This is a genomic window from Streptomyces sp. 2131.1, assembly GCF_900105515.1.
Lineage (GTDB): Bacteria > Actinomycetota > Actinomycetes > Streptomycetales > Streptomycetaceae > Streptomyces > Streptomyces drozdowiczii.
The window spans coordinates 2,957,593-2,975,507 of the sequence record NZ_FNSY01000001.1 but is presented as its reverse complement, the minus strand read 5'-3'; the positions used below and the strand labels follow the sequence as shown (position 1 = coordinate 2,975,507).

Here is a 17,915-nt window from a genome sequence, read left to right as displayed (position 1 = left end):
CTGTCAGCGCCGCCGGGTGCGCTCCATCCAGGGGCCGAACTCGCTCTCCAGCACAAGGCGTCCGAGCTTCCGGTACTCCGCCAGGACCGCCGCGACCAGCTGTTCCGTGTCCAGCGGGCGGCCCGTCTCCGCCGCCTGGTAAGCGGCGGTGACCGCGCAGGCCCGGATCGAGCCGCCCGTCAGCTCGAAGCGCTCCGCGCACGTAGCCAGGTCCAGGCCCGGGGCGCGGGGGATCTCCGTACCCAGGCAGCGTTCCCAGAGGGCCAGGCGCTGTTCGGCGTCCGGTACGGGGAAGTCGGCGACCACGTCGAGCCGGCGGGTGAACGCCTCGTCCAGGTTGGCCCGCAGGTTGGTCGTGAGCACGGCGATGCCGTCGAAGGACTCGACGCGCTGGAGCAGGTAGGCCGACTCCACGTTGGCGTGCCGGTCCTGCGCGTCCTTGACCTGGGAACGCTTCCCGAAGACGGCGTCCGCCTCGTCGAACAGCAGCACCGCGTTCACGTCCGACGCCTCCACGAAGATCCGCTCCAGGTTCTTCTCGGTCTCGCCGACGTACTTGTCGACCACGGACGACAGGTCGACGACGTACAGCTCCATGCCCAGGTCCGCCGCGACCACCTCCGCCGACATGGTCTTGCCGGTCCCGGACTCCCCGGCGAACAGCGCGACGATGCCCCGCCCCCGGCCGCCGCCCGGCCGCATCCCCCACCGGCCGAGCACCTGGTCCCGGTGGCGGGCGCGCAGAGCCAGGTCGGAGAGCTGGCGGCGGGTCGCCGGGGGCAGCACGAGGTCGTCCCAGCCGACCGCGGGCTCGATGCGGCGGGCGAGCCGGGCGAGCCCGGCGCCGTTCTGCGCGCGGACGGCGGTCCGCAGGTCATCCGGCGCCACCGGGCGGCCCTCCAGGGCGGCCAGCCGGGAGGCCACGGAGGCGGCCCGACGGATCTGCCCGGAGTCCAGCCGGTAGGCCCGGGTGGCTTCCGCGAGGCGGTCGTCGGCCTCCGGCGCGTCGGACGCCCCCGCATCGGCGAGCGCGCCGCGCCACCGCCGTACCGCGTCGGCCGGGTCCGGCGGGCGCACCCGGACCGTCACCGGGCTCTCGGCGGCCCACAGCGGGTCCCAGTGCTTCCTGCCGTACAGGATCAGGGGCGAGCCGCCGCCGACCGCCGCGCACAGCGCCCCGAGCAGGGCGGCGCCCTTGGGCTGCTCCGGGGTCAGGGTCTCCAGCGGGCCGAGGACGAGACCGCCGCCGCTCAGCCGGGCCTCGGTCGCCAGGATGCGGACGGCGCGCTCCGGTTCGGGCGCCGCCGCCAGGGCCGCAGGTTCCACGACGAGCGGGCGCAGCCCGGCCGAGGCGAGCGCGGCAGTGGCGAGGCGGGCCGGGTCGCCGCCCCGGTCCAGCAGGTGCACGAGACCGCTGCCGGTGCCGGCCGCCGCCGCGATGCGCAGGGTGACCTGGCCGGTGTCCGGCTCCTCCCGCCGCCCGGCCACCCGGACCAGGCCGTGCACCCGCGCGTCCACCTCGTCGTCGCCGAGCAGATGCGCGGTGATCCGGTCCGGGACGCGCAGGATCCGGGAGAGCAGGGGGCGTTCGGGCTCCAGCACCTCCACCAGACCGGAGGCGACGAGCGGCGCGGACGGCGAGAACCGGAACCGGCCGGGGCCCGCGCCGGGCAGGCCGCACAGTTCGAGCGCGAGGCCGATCGTGGCGCGGCGCCGGGTCAGGTCGTCGTTGAGATACCCGTACAGCCGCTCGAACCGGGCGTCGATGTCCGGCGCCATGGCGACGAGCAGGAGGTCGAGGTCGGGCGAGGCCAGCCCGAACCGCGCGGCCAGCTCCGCGAGCCTGCCGCGCTCGGGCGGGGCGTCGGGGCCGAGGTCCGGTACCGGGTGGAACGCGTCGCGCGAGTCCAGGACCCGTTCGGCGGCGGCGGGCGTGAGGTACTGCCCCCGGAACGGGTCGTCCGGCTCCGGGTCGTCCTCGCGCCGCAGCGCGACGGCCAGCCGTACCCGGTGCTCGATGTGCCCGAGCCGCTCCCACAGGTCGGCGAGGGCGGTGTCCGGCAGCTGCTGTGCGGTGGTCACCGGGGCGCACCCCCGCGCGGGCGCCCGGGGGCGGTCGGGGCGTTCCGGAGGCGGCCCGCCATGCTCCGGTGCGCGCGTACGGCCGTCATCGCACCCCGCCCCCGCGCCTGCGCCGCCCCGGCGGCAGCTGCCGTTCCCGTTCCGCCGCGAAGCCCTCGCCCGCCGGGTCCGTCGCGCCGTCCTCGTACCGCAGCCGCCGCCCCGGCTCCGTCGCCCCGCCGTCCACGGCGGGCGAGGTCCGTACGAGAAGGCCCTCCGTGACCGGCGGCCCGGCCGGCTCCACCTCGCCGGAGAGCGGGGCCCAGACGCGTACGTCGATCGCGGCCTTCAGCTCGCCGCCCAGCGCGGACCACACGTCCACCGTGGACGGGCGGTCGCCGGTGCCCGCCGAGGCCGCCTCCATCTCTACCGTCAGGCCGAGGCCGGCGAGGCTGCCCGTGAGCATGCGGGCGGGCAGCGCGCGCGTGCGGATCAGGCAGCGCAACACCTCGGAGAGCAGGCGGTGTTCGTCCTGCGGACGGTTGGTCCACGCGGTGACCAGGTACGTCAGCTCGAACCAGCGCGGCGGCGTCCGGCGGCCGGTGACCACGCCCTCGGCGTCGTACTCCTCGGCCGTGCCGCTGCGGCGGCGCGTCGCGTCCTCGCGGATGCCGTACAGGAAGACGCTCACCGTGGGCGCGTTGCGGCGGGCCGACCAGTCCTTCGTCGGGGCGTCGAAGACCAGCTCGACGCCGCTGTCCTCCAGGCCCGCGTCGACCAGCAACAGCCGCAGGCCCTCGTCGACTTCGTGGATCACCGGCGTCCCATCTCGTCCGGCGGCACCAGGTTGCCCGTCACCACCAGGAAGTCGGTCCTCACCGGCGAGAAGCCGGGCCCGGAGGCGGTGATGGTGCGCGGTCCGGTCCGGTCCTTCACCATGATCAGCAGCTGGGCGGTGAACGTGCCGTCACGGCCCGGCAGGGTGGGCGCGGCGGCGGCCGTGATCCCGGGGTGCCAGGTGAGCTTCACCGGCGCGCCGGGCGGGAAGTCCTTGCCGCGCACCGAGGTGACGAAGCCGGGCTTGCCGATCTCCGGCACCGAGATGATCCGGGGCTGGAGGATGCGCAGCGGGATGCGGGAGACGTTGTCGCCCCTGTCCGCGTCGGTGCCGGTGGTCGTCAGCGTGCCGGTGATCGTGGTCCGCAGCGCGCGGTCGGGGGCGAGAACGACGCGCAGGACCGATGAGGCGCCCGGCGCCAGGTCGGAGACCGCGCACACCCCGCCGGTGCAGCCGGGCGGGAGCGTGGCCACGGGGATGCGGGCGGGCAGCCCGAGCCGCAGCCGCAGGCCGGTGGCCAGGGCGTTCTTCCCGTTGCGGACGGTGTACGTGACCACGACCCGGCCGCCGACATAGCCGGGGCTCGGCTGCGCGCGGACGACGACGCCGGGACCGGCCTCGGGCGCGGGCGGCTGCGGGGCCGGGGGCGGTGCGGGTGTCGGGGTGGGTGTGGGTGTCGGGGTGGGCTGTGCGGGCGTGGTGCGGACCTGTACGGACGTGCCGGTGGCGTTGTCCGTGGGGTTGGGGTCGACGACGGCCCCGGTGACCGACCAGCCGAGCTGCCAGGGCCCGTCCGTGACACCGGTCAGCCGCACGGTGACCGGCACCTCGGCGCCGGGCGCCAGCAGGCCGAGGTCGCATGCCGGCGACCCGGCGGCGCACGGGCCCTCGGGGGTGGTCATGTCCTCCAGGCGGACGCCCGGCGGGAGGTCGGCGGTGAGCGTGGTGCCGGGCGAGGGCGCCGGGCCGTGGTTCGTCACCGTGACGGTGACGGAGACCGAGGAGCCGGTCTCCACGGTCGGGGCGGTGGGCGGCGCGGTGACGGTCAGGTCCACCTGCTGCTGGAAGGCGGGCTCCTTCTGGCGGCCCGGCAGTTCCGAGGTGAGCGGGGTCAGGGTGCCGGTGGCCAGGTCGAGCTGGGAGAGCTGCTCCGGCGAGCTGGGCGCGCGGTCCCGGCGGTGGCTGAGCACCAGCCGGGAGGCGTCCGGCGACCAGGCCACGTCACGCGGCTGGTACGGGCCGGTCGCCTCGACGTCCGGGATCCGCGCGCCGCACGCGGTGGGGTCGTCGCGCCGGCCGGAGGGCAGGACGACCCGGCAGTTCTCGCCCTTCGGCGAGGTGACGACGACACTGGCGCGCTGGTTGATCTGGTCGGCCCGGTCCTTGCGGTTGAAGGCGATGGACCTGCCGTCGGGCGAGAACGCGGGGCTGTCGTCGATGACCTTGCACTCGCCGGGGCAGCCGGTGACGCTGAGGTCGTTCTGCTGGGTGAGCGCGGCCACCGGGGCGGTCCACACGTGCTTGATGCCGCCGAGGCCCCGGATCACCTCGGCGCGGGTGAACGCGAGCGTGGTGCCGTCCGAGGACCAGGCGGGCTGCGCGTCGGCGCCCACGACCTCGCCCGCCGGCGGGACGATCCTGCCGGTGATCCGCCCGGAGGACGCGTCGGCGACGAGCACCTGGCTCGTCCAGGTGCCGTTCTCGCCGGGCGTGGAGCGGGTGAAGGCCAGCCGGGTGCCGTCCGGCGAGAAGGAGGGGTCGGTGTCACGGTCCCGGGGGCCGCGCCCGTCCAGCTTCATCGCCTCCGGGCGTGTCCCCTCGGTGTCGGCGAGCCAGATCCGCTGCACCCGCTGCCCGTCGATCGTCTCGAACCGGGTCACGGCGATGCGGCGCCCGTCGGGCGTGTACGTCTGCCGCTCGGTCCACGGGTCGTAGCCGTCGGCCGGGTGGAACAGCGGGTCGTCGGCGGGGTCGTCGCTGGTGTTGGTCTTCGCCCTGGGGTCCTCGCGCAGCACGTCGAGCCTCAGGTCGCGCGGGTCGGAGCCGTCCCGCCGCATGTCCTGGAGCGTGACGAGGGCGGCGTCCTTCGTGGTCCGGCGGGTGACGACGGTGGTCCAGGAGCCCGGGGGCCCGAGCACCGCCGGGGTCTCCACCTCGCGGTCCTCGGTGAGCACCATGTGCGGGGCCGGGTCGTCGAGGGACACGATCCGGTAGACGTGGTCGTAGACGGAGCAGCCGCAGTCCGTGTTGGGGCTGAGGAAGAGCAGGCCCTCGCCGTCGGGCAGCCAGGCCGACGAGCGGCTGCCCCAGTCGTTGCCGAGCCCGGTGAGCACGGGCCGGGCGGTGCCGGGCCCGTCGGTGACCCGCAGCCGGTGCCCGGTGTCCGTGTCGGACGTCGGCTCGACGTGCAGCGTGTACGAGACGCGGGTGCGGTGGTCCGAGTCGCCCAGCGGGTTCCACTCCGGCTCGTCCGCGTCGCCCTCGGCGCTGTCGCTCAGGCACGTCACCGGGCCGCCGTCCAGGGCCCGTTCGTAGACCTGCGTACCCGGCTCGGGCCCGCCGTCGCTCGCGTACGCGATGCGCTTGCCGTCCGGCGAGAGCGTCGGGGAGGTCTCCTCGGCGGGCGTGTCCGTCAACTGCCGTGCCGGGGAGCCGTCGAGGCCCACCGACCACAGGTCACGGCGGCCGCCGTTCCCGGGGGAGTCGAAGACCACCGTCCCTCCGTCGACGGAGAGTTCGGGGTGCGCCGCGTCCATGCCGCTGGTCAGCTTGCGTACGGTGCCGTCGGCGCCGCGCAGGTACACCTGCGGGCGTATCTCGTCGCGGAGGCTGGTGAAGACGAGCACCTGGCCGCGCCCGAAGGCGTCCTGGTCGTAGTGGGCGGGCACGCCGCCGCCGAACACGTCCTCGGTGGTGGTCTCCGAGGTGACCCGGCCCAGACTGCGGTGCCCCGTCCCGGCGAACGCGATGCGTCCGGTGTCCGACACCGCCGCGGCCACCGGCTCCGCCGCGGGCCGCGCCTGTGGCCCGGACACGGACCCCGCCACCAGCAACGGCGTCAGCAGCAGAACGGCACCGCCGAGCCGGCGCAGACGGGGACCCCTCGGACCGCCCACGGTCCACCTCACAGTCTGGTCGATGGTTCTCCACCACGAGCATCGGTCCCCTGGGGGCGGCGCAACAGGGCCGGGAGTACCCGGGACGGGGAAGAGCGGGTGCCCTTTGCGGCCGGGGCGCCGAGGGGGCGGCCGGGCACAGGCCCCCTCACCCGGCACCGCCCCTCGGTGCCCGCGCCCGTCAGATGAGCCCGTGCCGCATCGCGTAACCCACCGCGTGTGCCCGGTTGCGCAGGTTCAGCCGTGTCGCGACCTCGTGCAGCACGTTCTTGACGGTGCGTTCGGAGTACGAGGTCTTCTGGGCGATCTCCGCGGTGCCGTAGCCCTCCGAGACCAGCCGGATCATCTCCGCCTCACGCGTAGTGAGCGTGGACAGCGAGAGCCCCCTCGGGTCCAGCACCGAGCGGTGCAGGCTGCTGACGTGGTCGATGAGCTTGCCGAGGAGGTCCCCGGGAAGGACCCCCTCGCCCTTCGCGACCGCCGTGACGAGGTGGACCAGCCGGTCCTGGTCGGCCTCCCCGCGCCGCAGCACGGCCGCGACCCCGTACTCGATGAGGGTCTGCAGGGCGCCCGCCTCGAAGTAGCCGACGACCAGGCCGGTGCGGGTGGCGGTGTTGCGCTGGAGGCGGTGCAGGAGCTGGACGGCGGGTTCGTTCACCATGTCCACCACCACCAGCGAGACCTGCGCGCTGTCCGCCTCCTCCTCGGGTATCAGCTCGATCTCGGGGCGCAGGCGCAGCTGTTGGACCACCCCGGTCCGCAGGATCAGGTCCTCCGCGTACACCGCCACCGAGATCCGTCCGAGCGCCCGGGCGGGCGTGGCGCTCCCGGGCGGCGGGAGGGTGCGGACGTCCGCACCGGTCGTCGTCATGTCTGTCGTGGTCATCGTCATGTGCTCGTCCTTCTGGGCCGCTTCCGCCGAATTCCGTTACGTCCGGTGCCGTACGCGTACGGGGCGCGCGGGCAGGGCGACCTGGCCTTGGGGCGTGTCGTCCGGGTCGGGCCGGTATGCGGTGCGGGCACCCGGCGCCGGTGTGCCCCCGGGGCACTCGCGGTGCCCGCACATTGCCCTCGCGCCCCTGCTGCCGGGGACGCGGCGCGGCCTAACGTCGCAGCGTGACCACATCTGCCGAACTCGACATGCCCACGGTGACGGTGTCGCCCGGCGCCGAAGCGACGACCACGCTGACCGTGCGCAACGACGGCGACATCGTCGAGGCGTACACCCTCGACGTGGTCGGCGACTGTGCGGCGTGGACCACGGTCGAGCCGGCGCGGGTCTCCCTCTACCCCGGCACCTCCGAGACCGTCACGGTGCGTTTCGCGCCGCCCCGGTCGCACGAGGTCCGGGCAGGTGAAATGCCCCTGGGGATACGGGTGCTGCCCGCCGAGCACCCCGAGTCGGTGGCCGTCCCCGAGATGACGGTGGTCGTCGAGCCGTTCCGCGAGCTGCGGGCCACGCTGGAGCCGGGCCGGCGCAGGGGCTGGCTGGGGGCCAGGTTCAGGACCGCGGTGCAGAACCGCGGGAACGCTCCCACGGACGTGGTGCTCAGTGGCCGGCAGCAGGGGGAGGAACTGCGCCTCGCCTTCACGCCGGAACGCCGCCGGCTGGAGCCCGGCGAGTCCGCGGAGGCGGGCCTGAAGGTCCGCGCCCGGAAGCTGATCTGGTTCGGCGCGCCCGCCGCCTGGCCGTTCGAGGTGGTCGTCGCCGAGCCGGAGACCGAGGGTGCCGGTGTCGAGGACGCCAGGGCCGGACGGCCGGAACCCCTCCAGGGCGAGTTCGCCCAGCTCCCGCTGTTCCCGAAGTGGCTGCTGATCCTGCTGGCGGCGATCCTCGCGCTGCTGCTGGCCTGGTTCGCGCTGGTGCGCCCGGCCGTCCGCAGTACCGCCAAGGAGGCGGGCGCCAAGGCGGCGCAGGAGGAGAACCGGCAGCCCCGGCAGGGCGGTTCGGCATCCGGTGGCACCGCGGACGGCGGCCAGGGGCAGCCGGAGGGGCAGGGCGGTCAGGACGCGTCGGCCGGCGCGAGCGGCTCCGGCGGCGGCTCGGGCGGTTCCGGCTCGACCGGCGGCACCGGCGGCGCGGGGGCGAACCCCGAGCAGAGCTCCGAGACCATCGACGTCCAGACGGGCGCGGGGGCCCGGAAGACCGGCACGTATGTGGTCCCGGAAGGCAAGACTTTCGGTGTCACGGACATCGTCGTGGCCAATTTCCAGGGCGACGAGGGGCTGCTGACCATCTCCTTCGGCAAGCGGAAGATCACCACGATTGCCCTGGAGACGTTCAGGAACCAGGACTATCACTGGGTCACCCCCATTCAGATTCCGGAGAAGGCGGCGGTCACCGTTTCCGTGACCTGTTCCAAGCCTGGGACTCCGGCCACCGGTACGCAGGCTTCCGGGTGTCACCAAGTGCTCAATGTGAGCGGTGTGCTGAGCGATGCAGCGCGAGAAGAACGATAGCGCCGGATTCCTGTCCTTCTGTTCCGACCATGTGAACAGACGGGTTTCCCACCTGCGGGGATGCGCCACCGAGTGTTCATCCGGGTGTGTCCCTTCACACACCCGGACACACCCGCAAGGGCTGGACGCGTAATTACGCGGAGTGCGGGCAGTGGGTGAATCGGGCGCCTTTCCCGGGTGATTCCCGGTCATTTCCGTGTGCGGTGAATGGACTGGACCACTCGACGCCGTGCGCGCCGGATCGGTTTGTGCGCCATTCGGTTCCCGTGTACCACCGGGCAAATTCAGCCGATCCCGCGAGGGCGGTTCAGTAGCTTCTGGCTGAAATTAATCCCTCGCGCCGTGTGACGGGGCGCACAGGCCCGGAAAGGCACTCGCCCTGCCCCCCGGCCAGGACTTTGAGACCTACTGCCCCCGCCCACCGGCTGGCAAGACTGGGAGGTCGAACGACTGACCAGCCGAAGGAGCGAGCATGCCGTCGTACCTCACCCCAGGTGTATACGTGGAGGAGGTGCAGTCCGGAGCCCGGCCCATCGAGGGTGTCGGCACCGCGGTCGCCGCCTTCGTCGGCTTCGCCGAGACCGGCCCCTTCCACCGGCCGACGCTGGTGACGAGCTGGGACCAGTACGTGGCGGCCTTCGGCACGTTCACCCCGGACACGTACCTCACGCTCGCCGTCCACGGGTTCTTCAGCAACGGCGGCGGCGCCGCGTACATCGTGCGGATCGGCGGCCCCGCCGAGGACGCGCCGCGGGACTCCGCGCCCGCGACGGCCCCCTCCGTGGCCATCGGCGGCTTCCTGGTCTCCGCCCGCCCCGGCGCCGGCGAGGGCATCTCCATCGAGGTCGCCGACGCCGAGGGCGAGAACCCGCCGGAGGACCGCTTCCGCCTCCTCGTCCGGCAGGGCGGCAAGGTCGCGGAGACCTTCGACACTTCCGTACGCAAGAACGTCAAGGGCTACCTGGTCACCCAGGCCCGCCAGTCCAAGCTCATCGAGGTCACCGAGCAGCCCGGCGCCGCCCAGACCCGCCCCGAGAAGCAGAGCCTGACCCTCGCGCCGGCCGCCCCGGACGCGGCTGCCACCGGCCGCACCGGGGCCACCGAGTACGTCGGCGACGCGTCGGCCCGTACCGGCATCGCGGCCCTGGAGGCGATCGACGAGATCACCATGGTCGCCGTCCCCGACCTGATGGGCGCCCACCAGCGCGGCGACATCGACGACGAGGGCGTGCGCGCCGTGCAGCTCGCCCTCATCGCGCACTGCGAGCAGATGGGCGACCGGGTCGCCGTCCTGGACACCCCGCCCGCGATGAACGCCCAGCGCGTCCGCACCTGGCGCAACGACGACGCCGGCTACGACTCGCGCTACGCGACCGTGTACTACCCCTGGCTCAAGGTCCTCGACCCGGCCACCGGCCGGCAGACCCTGATGCCGCCGAGCGGTCACGTCGCCGGTGTCTGGGCCCGCAGCGACGGCGAGCGCGGCGTGCACAAGGCCCCCGCCAACGAGGTCATCCGGGGAGCCCTCGACCTCGAACTGCGCCTGAGCCGGGGCGAGCAGGACCTGCTCAACCCGATCGGCGTCAACTGCGTGCGCGCCTTCCCGGGCCGGGGCATCCGGATCTGGGGCGCCCGCACCCTCTCCTCCGACCCGGCCTGGCGTTACCTCAACGTCCGCCGCCTCTTCAACTACCTGGAGGAGTCCATCCTCCTGGGCACCCAGTGGGTCGTCTTCGAGCCCAACGACGACCGCCTCTGGTCGAGCATCCGGCGCAACGTCACCGCGTTCCTCTCCGAGGAGTGGCGCCGGGGCGCGCTCTTCGGCCGCACGGCCGAGGAGGCGTTCTACGTCAAGTGCGACCGGGACAACAATCCGCAGGAGTCCATCGACCTGGGCCAGGTCGTCTGCGAGATCGGCGTCGCGCCGGTGAAGCCGGCGGAGTTCGTCGTCTTCCGCCTCTCGCAGTTCTCCGACAGCACCAGCCTCGTGGACGAGTGACCGCCGGTCCCTCTCGCGCAGTGACCCAGCAGGCAGCAGACAGCGAACGGAACAGGTGACACAGAGTCATGGCAGAGGGCGACGCTCTTTCCACCCACGTCTTCGGCGTGCAGCTCGGCGGCTATCTCGTGGAGTCCATCCAGGAGATCAGCGGTCTGACCGTCGAGGAGGAGGTGGTGGAGGTACGGCAGGTGACCTCCACCGGCAAGCAGATCATCCGCAAGCAGCCCGGCGCGCGGCAGGCCGGCGAGGTCACGATCACCCGGGGACTCGACAAGAGCAGCGAGTTCACCAAGTGGATCAAGGAGACGCTGAACAACGGCGCCGTCGACACCGCCCGGCAGAACCTCACCATCGAGATCAAGGACTCGAAGGGTGACACCGTCCGCCGCATCCAGCTGATGCAGGGCTGGGCCAGCCGCTGGGAGGGCCCCTCGCTGAAGGCCGGCGAGTCCAGCGCGGCGACCGAGACGGTGACCATCACCTTCGAGGAGATCGTGGTCGAATGAGGCGCAGGACCGTATCCGGCGGCGACCTCGACCAGGTCCTCGACGACCTGGCCGCCGCCGCGCCCGCCCGGCGCGAGGCACCCGCGGAGCCCGCGCCCGCGCCGGCTCCCTCGCCCCGGCCCGAACCGGGGGGCCTCCGGACGGAGTTCGAGTTCGAGCTGCCGCGCGGGTACGTCGACGACGAGGGCCGGGTCCACCGGACCGGGTCCATGCGGCTGGCCACCGCCCGGGACGAATTGCGCCCGCAGATCGACCTCCGGGTCAAGGAGAACCCCGCGTACCTGAGCGTGGTGCTCCTCAGCCAGGTGATCACCCGCCTCGGCACGATCACCGACGTGCACGCGGGGGTCGTGGAGCGGATGTACGCCACCGACGTGGCGTTCCTCCAGGACTTCTACCGCCGGATCAACAGCGAGGGCCACACCCACGCGGCGGTGACCTGCCCGCTGTGCCACGGCTCGTTCGAGGTGGACCTGTCGGGTGAGCGCCTGGGGGAATAGTGACGTACGCGCCTGCCCGGCTGCGGGAGGAGCTCGCGTACATCGCCTACCACTTCCACTGGCAGCGCGAGGAGATCCTCGACCTCACCCACGGTGAGCGACAGGAGTGGGTGAGGGAGATAGCGCGGATCAACACCCGCGTCAACGAGAGCGGGTGAGGGCGTGGAGTTGAGGGGCTGGTTCCGTCGGGGTCCCGCGAGCGGGCCGGGGGGCGGGGAGGCGTCGGGTGATCCTTCGCCGGCGCCCGGGGCCGGAGACGCGTCGGGCGGTCCTTCGCCCCGTGGTGCCGACGGTACCCCGGGGGCCGGGGACGGTGCTGCGCCGAGTGGCGCGCGTTCCGGCGCGGGCCGCGAGCCCGGGGGCGCCGCGGCAGCGGCGTCCGCCGCCGGGCCCGGGGCGGACTGGGACGGCGGGTGGCGCCGGGTCGCGCCGCCGACGGTGACCGTCGCCCGCTCCTCGATCGGCGTCAGCGACGGCCTGCGCTTCCGCTCCCGCCTGGCGTCCTGGCAGAACATGGCCTACAGCGACGGCGACCTGGGCCACGCGGTGCTGCCGTCCGCCCCGGTGGGCCGCATCCAGGGCGTGACCCGCACACCCGGCACCCCGCGCAGGACGCCCGAGGGCGCCCCGCTGGTGCTCCGCGCGGTGTCCGCCGCCGCGTCCCCGGAGGACGACGCCGCGCCTTCCGGCGGGGTTACGGGGACGAGCCCGGCTCCCCGCACGGGTCGGGGCGCGAGCGCGCCCAGGCGCGCGGTCCGGGTGGTGTCCGCCTCGGCGCGGGCCGCCGAGCCGACGGCATCCCCGGAGCCGGGTTCGACGCCGGTACGGGCCCGCCGCACGGCGCCCCCGCTGATCATCGCCCGCCGCCCGGCGAAGGCGGCCCCGCGCACCGTGGCCGCCGTCCCGTCGTCCGGGGTGCCCGCGCCGGTCGCGGGGGCGGGTGCGGTGCGCACCGGGCGGGGCGAGTCGCGGGGAGCGCCGCCGCCGGGGACGGGTCCGACGCCCGCCTCGGACGGGGAGCTCGCGGGGGCGGGGCTGCCGGTGGTGCAGCGACGGGCGGGTGCGGCCACCGCTCCTGCGGTACGGCCTGCGCCGGGTGAACCCCTGGGTGACCTGCCCTCCGGGGGAACCCCGTCGGGGCCGGAGCCCGGTGCCAGGGTTGCTCCGTCGGGGTCCGAGCTGCCGGTGGTGCAGCGGCAGCCGGACGTCTCCGATGCTCCTCCGATACGGCCTGCGCCGGGTGAACCCCTGGGTGACCTGCCCTCCGGGGGAACCCCGTCGGGGTCGGGGCTGCCGGTGGTGCAGCGGCAGGCGGATGCGTCCGATGCTCCTGCGGTACGCCCTGCGCTGGGCGATCCCCTGGGTGAACTGCCCCACCGGGCGCGCCCGTCAGGCCCTGACGCCGGGCCCGGTCGGCCGACGGTCCAGCGGCAGGCGGACGCGCCCGCGTCCGGCGCCGCGGTGGTGCGCCCCTCGCGAGGCGCGAGCCCGGGCGAACTGCCCGCCGGTGCGGGCCCGGCGGGGCCGGAGCTGCCGGTGGTCCAGCGACAGCAGGAGGCGTCCGGCACCACGCGTGCGGGCGAACGGCCCGCCGGGGCAGGCCCGTCGGGGTCTGCCGCCGGGGCGGGGCCGGAGGCCGGCCGCCCGGTCGCCCAGCGGCTGCCGGACGCGTCCGCGTCCGCCGCGTCCGTGGTACGTCCCGCGCTGGGCGCGCGCACCGACGAACCTCCCACCGCGACGGCCCCGGCCACCCGGCCGACGCCCTCCGGGCCGGACCTCCCGATGGTCCGGCCACAGTCGGACGCGCCCGCGCCCGCGCCCGCCGCTCCTGCGGTAGGCCCTGCCCCAGGGCCGCCCCCGGGCGAACTGCTGCCCGGAGCCGGCCGGCCGGGCCCGCCCGCCGGTGTGGGGCGGGCGCCGTCCGAGCCGGACGCCCCCGTGGTGCGCCCCGCGCTGGGCGCGCGCTCCGAACCGCCCACCGCGACGGCTCCGGCCGCCAGGCCGACGCCCCCCGGACCGGATCTTCCGGTCGTCCAGCGGCAGGCGGAGGCCCCCGCGTCCCCGGTGACCGGCCGGCCGGCCCGCGAGGAGCGTCCGCGTACCGGACCGGACGCCGAACGCTCCGTACGCCCCACCCTGGGCGGGCAGCCGCCGACGGCCTCGCCCGCCGGGGGAGCGGGAACCCCGGGCCCCGTCGTCGCGGCGGAGACCACCTCCGCCGGGGACGTCCCCCCGCCCGTGGTCCAGCGGCACACCGCCGAACCGGCCGGCCCGGCACCCACCGAGCGGGCCGGGCACGGCCACGCGCAGCGCCCGCCCGCCGCGCGCCCCACCCTGGGCAAGCCCCTGCGCGAAATGCCCGCAGGCGCGGCCCCCTTCGCCCCGCCCACACGCACCACGGGCGGCCCCGCGCTGCCCGTGGTCCAACGGCAGACCCCCGACAGTGCCGACCCCGCGCACCCGGCCCCGCCCACCGGCCCCGGCTCCCATGCCCGCACCCGGGGCGGCCTCGGCGCGCCCCTGTCCGCCCTTCCGCCGACCGCCGGCACCGCGAGCGACGCCGCGCGCCCCGGGCCGCCGGGGGCCGCCGCGCCTCCCGCCATGCCCCTGCGTACCGCGCCCCCCGCGCAGCCGCCCGCCGTGCAGCCGCCCGCCGTGCAACGCACCCCCGACGGCCCGGTCCGCGTCCGTCCCGTCCCCTCGCGCCGCGCCCCCCGGCCCGCTCCCGTGCAGCGGGCCCGTGCCCTGCTCACCGGGCGGACGCTCGCCGTGCGTACCGGGGCGGCCGAAGGGTTCACCGCCCGTCCGTCCGCCGGGGCCGCGACCCGGCCCGTCGTACCGGCGACCTGGCAGCGCAAGCAACCCCAGGCACCCCAGCCGGCGCAAGCCGCCCACGTCGTCCAGCGCGTCGCCGCCGACCCCGTCGCCCCGCCGCGCCCCCACGCACCGCTGCCGGCCCGCACCGGGCCGCCCGCCGGCCAGGAGCCGCCGCTCCCCGAAGCGGCACACGCCCCCGTCGTCCGCCCGCATCCGCCCGGCACCCCCCGGCCCGGCGGCGCCGCCGCCCCCGTGCAGCGCCTCGCGACGCGGGGGGCGGTGGAGACGGCCACCCGGGCCGCCGAGCCCGGAGGCGTACGACCGACGACCCTCCGTACCGAGCCGCCCGCGCGAGCGGACGCGCAAGCCGTCCAGCGCGCCGTCGCCCAAGCCGGCCTCGCCGGCGTCCCGGTCACGGTCGTCCAGCGGCAGCCCGCCCCGGCGCCCGCGCCCCAGCGGCCCGGGCAGGAGCGGGAAGCGGACCTCGACGTCGAAGACCTCGCCCGCCGCCTCATCGACCCCGTCGCCCGGCTGCTCCGGGCGGACCTGCGGCGGGGCCGGGAACGTTCCGGACGCCCGTACGACGGCCGCCGCTGACCAGGAAAGCGCTGACAAGGAAAGCAACCGATGACGGACAACATCTTCGCGACGAGCGTGTTCTTCAAGCTCACGATCGGCGGCAGCGACCTCGGCGCGTTCCACACCTGCTCGGGGCTGGGCGCCGAGGTGGAGATCGAGCAGTACGCCGAGGGCGGGAACAACGGGTTCACCTGGCAGCTGCCGGGGCGGATCACCTGGACGAACATCACGCTCACCCGCCCCGTCACCGCCGACACGCTCAAGATCGCGCGCTGGCTGAACGAGACGACGCAGCGCGTCGAGCGCAAGGACGGCGAGATCGTCGCCCTGCGCCCCGACCTCAGCCGGATCGTCAGCTGGCAGGTCCAGGGCATCGTCCCGGTCCGCTGGCAGGGGCCCTCCTTCGACCCGGCCAGCTCCCAGGCGGCGGTCGAGTCGCTGGAGATCGCCCACGAGGGCCTGGTGCCGTCCTGATGAACCGTCAAGAACCAGACCTGGATGGAGGGACCCCGTGCCGGCCGCATCCCGCACGAGCCGTGCCCGCGCACAGCTGACCATCATGGAGCCGCCGTCCGACGTCGGCTCCAAGCCCGGCGGGACCCTCGCCCGGCTCACGCTCCAGTTCAACCCGGCGTCGCTCTCCCTGCGCAAGTCCACCGAGTGGCGCCGCACCCCGTCCCGGACGGCGGGGGAGTCCGCGCTGCCCGAGTTCGTGGGCAGCGGACCCCGCTCGCTGTCCCTGGACGTGTTCCTGGACGCCACCGCCACCCACGACAACTCCGTGGAGCGGGCGGTCGAGCAGCTGATGTCGGCCTGCGTGCCCACACCGAGCAGCCTGGGCCGGAAGAAGCCGTCGAGCCCCTGGGTGCGGTTCGACTGGGGGACGTCCAGGACGACGTCGTTCGACGGGGTGCTCTCCAGCCTCTCGGTCTCGTACACGCTCTTCGACGTGGACGGGAAGCCGCTGCGCGCCACCTGCTCGCTGTCCATCGAGGAGGCGAGCGTCGACCCGGCCGGGCAGAACCCGACGTCCGGCTCGCGGGAGGCACGGCGTACGCACACCGTCGTCGCCGGGGACAGCCTGCCGCTGCTCGCCTGGCGGGAGTACGGCGATGCCACGGCCTGGCGCACGATCGCGGAGGCGAACGACATCGACGACCCCATGCAGCTGCTCCCGGGCAGCGAACTCCTCGTCCCCGCGCTGGAGGACAGCGCGGCCGAGGACGGCGCACAGGAGGCACTCCGGTGACCGGACCCGCCCGCTCCTTCGCCGCCGACCCGATCGTGGAGGCGCCCGCCGAGCTGCCCCAGGCGTGGGCCGCGCAGCTGGTGAGCTGCGCGGTCGACGAGAACGTGGGGCTGCCCGACAGCGCCGTGCTCACGTACCGCGACCCGTACCACACGCTGCTGACCGCCACCGGGATCACCATCGGCACCGAGCTGAAGATCTCCGTGGTCACCGTCCAGGAACGGGCGCGCGAGCGGCTGTTCACCGGCGAGGTCACCGCGCTGGAGCTGGACAGCGACACCACCGGCTCGTTCACCGTCGTCCGCGCCTTCTCCAAGGCGCACCGGCTGCGGCGCGGCCGCAAGGTCGTCGCGTTCCGCAACATGAAGGCCGCCGACATCGTCCGCAAGGTCGCCGCCGGGGCCGGGCTGCCGTGCGGGAAGGTCGAGGCGGCCCCCGTCATGTACAAGCAGCTCACCCAGCCCAACATCTCGGACTGGGACTTCCTGCAGTACCTCGCGGGGGAGTGCGGGGCGCACGTGCGGGTGGACGAGAAGGGCCTGCTCCAGTTCGTGAAGCCGAAGCCCGCCTCCTCGGCGCCCGCCCCGTCCACCTCCGCGACCAAGCACCCGATGGTGCTGGAGTACGGGCGCAACCTGCTGGCGCTCCGGGCCGTCCTGACCGGCGCGGACGGGGCGGACAGCGTGGAGGTGCGCGGCTGGGACGTGGAGAACAAGGTCCGGGTCGTCCACCGCGAGCAGGCGATCCGCTCCGACACCGTGACCCCGGGCGCCAACCCGTCCACAGCCGCCGCCCTGTTCGGGAAGAACGCCCGGATGACCGTCGCGGACACCCCGTACCGCACCCAGGCCGAGGTCCGCGCGGTCGCCGGTGCCGTGGCGGGCCGGATCTCCTCCGGCTTCGGCGAGATAGAGGCGGTCGCCGAGGGCAACCCGAAGCTGCGGGCCGGCGAACCGGTCGCTCTCGGCAACGTCGGCCCCGCGTTCGCCGGCCGCTACACCGCGACCGCCGCCCACCACACCCTGGACCCGCAAGACGGCTACCGCACGACCGTCCTGGTCAGCACCGACCCGGACCGCTCGCTGACCGGCCTCACCGGAGGGCAGGGCGCACCCGTGCCGGGCCCCCGGATGCCGGGCCTCGCGATCGGCGTGGTCACCGACATCCGCGAGGGCCGGGGCAAGGAACGCGGCTCGGTGAAGCTGAAGTTCCCCTGGCTCGACGACACGTACGTCACCGACTGGGTCCGTACGGTCCAGTGGGGCGGCCAGGGCGGCGGAGGGGTGTTCAGCCCCGAGGTCAACGACGAGGTGCTGGTCGGTTTCGAACAGGGGCTGATCGACAGTCCGTACGTGCTCGGCGGGCTCTACAACGGTGTCGACAAGCCGTCCCCGCACGACGTCCCGCTCGTCGACCCGACCAGCGGCAAGGTCAACCGCCGTTCCCTGGTGTCCCGTTCGGGCAACCGGATCGAGCTGCTCGACACCCCGCGCGGCCCGTCCGGGGTGCGGCTGGCCACCGGCGACGAGCAGCTGGAGATCATGCTCGACGAGCGGCGCGGCGAGATCGCGCTCAAGGTGTACGCCCGGGGCACCTCCCGGGTCCTCAGCTCCCTGTCGCTCGGCCGCACCGGGATCACGCTCGACGCGGGCGTCGGGGACATCCATCTGAAGGGCAAGCAGGTGACGGTCAGCGGCAAGACCGGCGTCACCGTCGACGGCGGCCTGCTCGCCGTCCTGAAGGCCGCACTCGTCCGCATCAACTGACGCGCCCCACCTAGGAGAAGA

14 protein-coding genes are annotated in these 17,915 nt (G+C 74.7%); 9 read left to right on the top strand and 5 right to left on the bottom strand.

The window, feature by feature from the left end:
- Positions 1-3: 3 nt before the first annotated feature.
- The 4 genes from BLW14_RS13300 to BLW14_RS13285 form a co-directional block, all read right to left on the bottom strand.
- Positions 4-2,082, bottom strand: a complete 2,079-nt coding sequence (locus BLW14_RS13300) for an ATP-binding protein (RefSeq protein ID WP_093707384.1) — start codon at positions 2,080-2,082, stop codon at positions 4-6.
- Positions 2,083-2,167: 85 nt separating this feature from the next.
- Positions 2,168-2,878: a Pvc16 family protein gene (locus BLW14_RS13295; RefSeq protein ID WP_093707382.1), complete on the bottom strand. Its 711-nt coding sequence runs from the start codon at positions 2,876-2,878 to the stop codon at positions 2,168-2,170.
- Positions 2,875-6,015 carry a DUF11 domain-containing protein gene (locus BLW14_RS13290; protein WP_093707380.1) on the bottom strand — a complete coding sequence of 1,047 codons (3,141 nt, stop codon included), beginning with the start codon at positions 6,013-6,015 and terminating at the stop codon, positions 2,875-2,877. Before BLW14_RS13290 ends, BLW14_RS13295 begins: the two co-directional genes overlap by 4 nt.
- Positions 6,016-6,196: 181 nt before the next feature.
- Positions 6,197-6,907, bottom strand: coding sequence for a helix-turn-helix transcriptional regulator (locus tag BLW14_RS13285; RefSeq protein ID WP_093707378.1), 711 nt, complete (start codon positions 6,905-6,907; stop codon positions 6,197-6,199).
- Between the two features lie 248 nt (positions 6,908-7,155).
- Here BLW14_RS13285 and BLW14_RS13280 point away from each other — a divergent pair, with 248 nt between their 5' ends.
- The 5 genes from BLW14_RS13280 to BLW14_RS34470 all read left to right on the top strand — a co-directional run bounded on the left by BLW14_RS13280 (position 7,156) and on the right by BLW14_RS34470 (position 11,641).
- Complete coding sequence (locus tag BLW14_RS13280; RefSeq protein ID WP_093707376.1) at positions 7,156-8,475, top strand: COG1470 family protein; 1,320 nt, start codon at positions 7,156-7,158, stop codon at positions 8,473-8,475.
- A 472-nt stretch (positions 8,476-8,947) separates the two neighbouring features.
- Positions 8,948-10,474 carry a phage tail sheath family protein gene (locus BLW14_RS13275; RefSeq protein ID WP_093707374.1) on the top strand — a complete coding sequence of 509 codons (1,527 nt, stop codon included), beginning with the start codon at positions 8,948-8,950 and terminating at the stop codon, positions 10,472-10,474.
- 68 nt (positions 10,475-10,542) lie between these two features.
- Positions 10,543-10,983, top strand: coding sequence for a phage tail protein (locus BLW14_RS13270; protein WP_018101393.1), 441 nt, complete (start codon positions 10,543-10,545; stop codon positions 10,981-10,983).
- Entirely contained in the window at positions 10,980-11,483 is a 504-nt protein-coding gene (locus tag BLW14_RS13265; protein WP_093707372.1) for a hypothetical protein, read from the top strand. The genes BLW14_RS13270 and BLW14_RS13265 overlap by 4 nt, the downstream gene beginning before the upstream one ends.
- A complete protein-coding gene (locus BLW14_RS34470) occupies positions 11,483-11,641 on the top strand; it encodes a DUF6760 family protein (RefSeq protein WP_018519429.1) in 159 nt (52 codons plus the stop codon). The genes BLW14_RS13265 and BLW14_RS34470 overlap by 1 nt, the downstream gene beginning before the upstream one ends.
- 360 nt (positions 11,642-12,001) lie before the next feature.
- Here BLW14_RS34470 and BLW14_RS13260 read toward each other — a convergent pair whose 3' ends face one another.
- Positions 12,002-12,553, bottom strand: coding sequence for a hypothetical protein (locus BLW14_RS13260; RefSeq protein WP_093707370.1), 552 nt, complete (start codon positions 12,551-12,553; stop codon positions 12,002-12,004).
- A gap of 466 nt (positions 12,554-13,019) precedes the next feature.
- On the opposite strand from BLW14_RS13260, the gene BLW14_RS13255 reads away from it, so the two are divergent.
- From BLW14_RS13255 to BLW14_RS13240, 4 genes are all read left to right on the top strand, one after another.
- On the top strand, positions 13,020-14,897 hold the full coding sequence (locus BLW14_RS13255; RefSeq protein WP_093707368.1) for a hypothetical protein: 1,878 nt from the start codon (positions 13,020-13,022) through the stop codon (positions 14,895-14,897).
- A gap of 30 nt (positions 14,898-14,927) precedes the next feature.
- The gene (locus BLW14_RS13250; protein WP_093707366.1) at positions 14,928-15,353 is read left to right on the top strand and encodes a phage tail protein; all 426 of its coding nucleotides are present in this window, start codon (positions 14,928-14,930) and stop codon (positions 15,351-15,353) included.
- A gap of 85 nt (positions 15,354-15,438) precedes the next feature.
- Positions 15,439-16,128 carry a CIS tube protein gene (locus BLW14_RS13245; RefSeq protein WP_093710712.1) on the top strand — a complete coding sequence of 230 codons (690 nt, stop codon included), beginning with the start codon at positions 15,439-15,441 and terminating at the stop codon, positions 16,126-16,128.
- Entirely contained in the window at positions 16,125-17,894 is a 1,770-nt protein-coding gene (locus BLW14_RS13240; protein ID WP_093707364.1) for a VgrG-related protein, read from the top strand. Before BLW14_RS13245 ends, BLW14_RS13240 begins: the two co-directional genes overlap by 4 nt.
- Positions 17,895-17,915 lie beyond the last annotated feature (21 nt).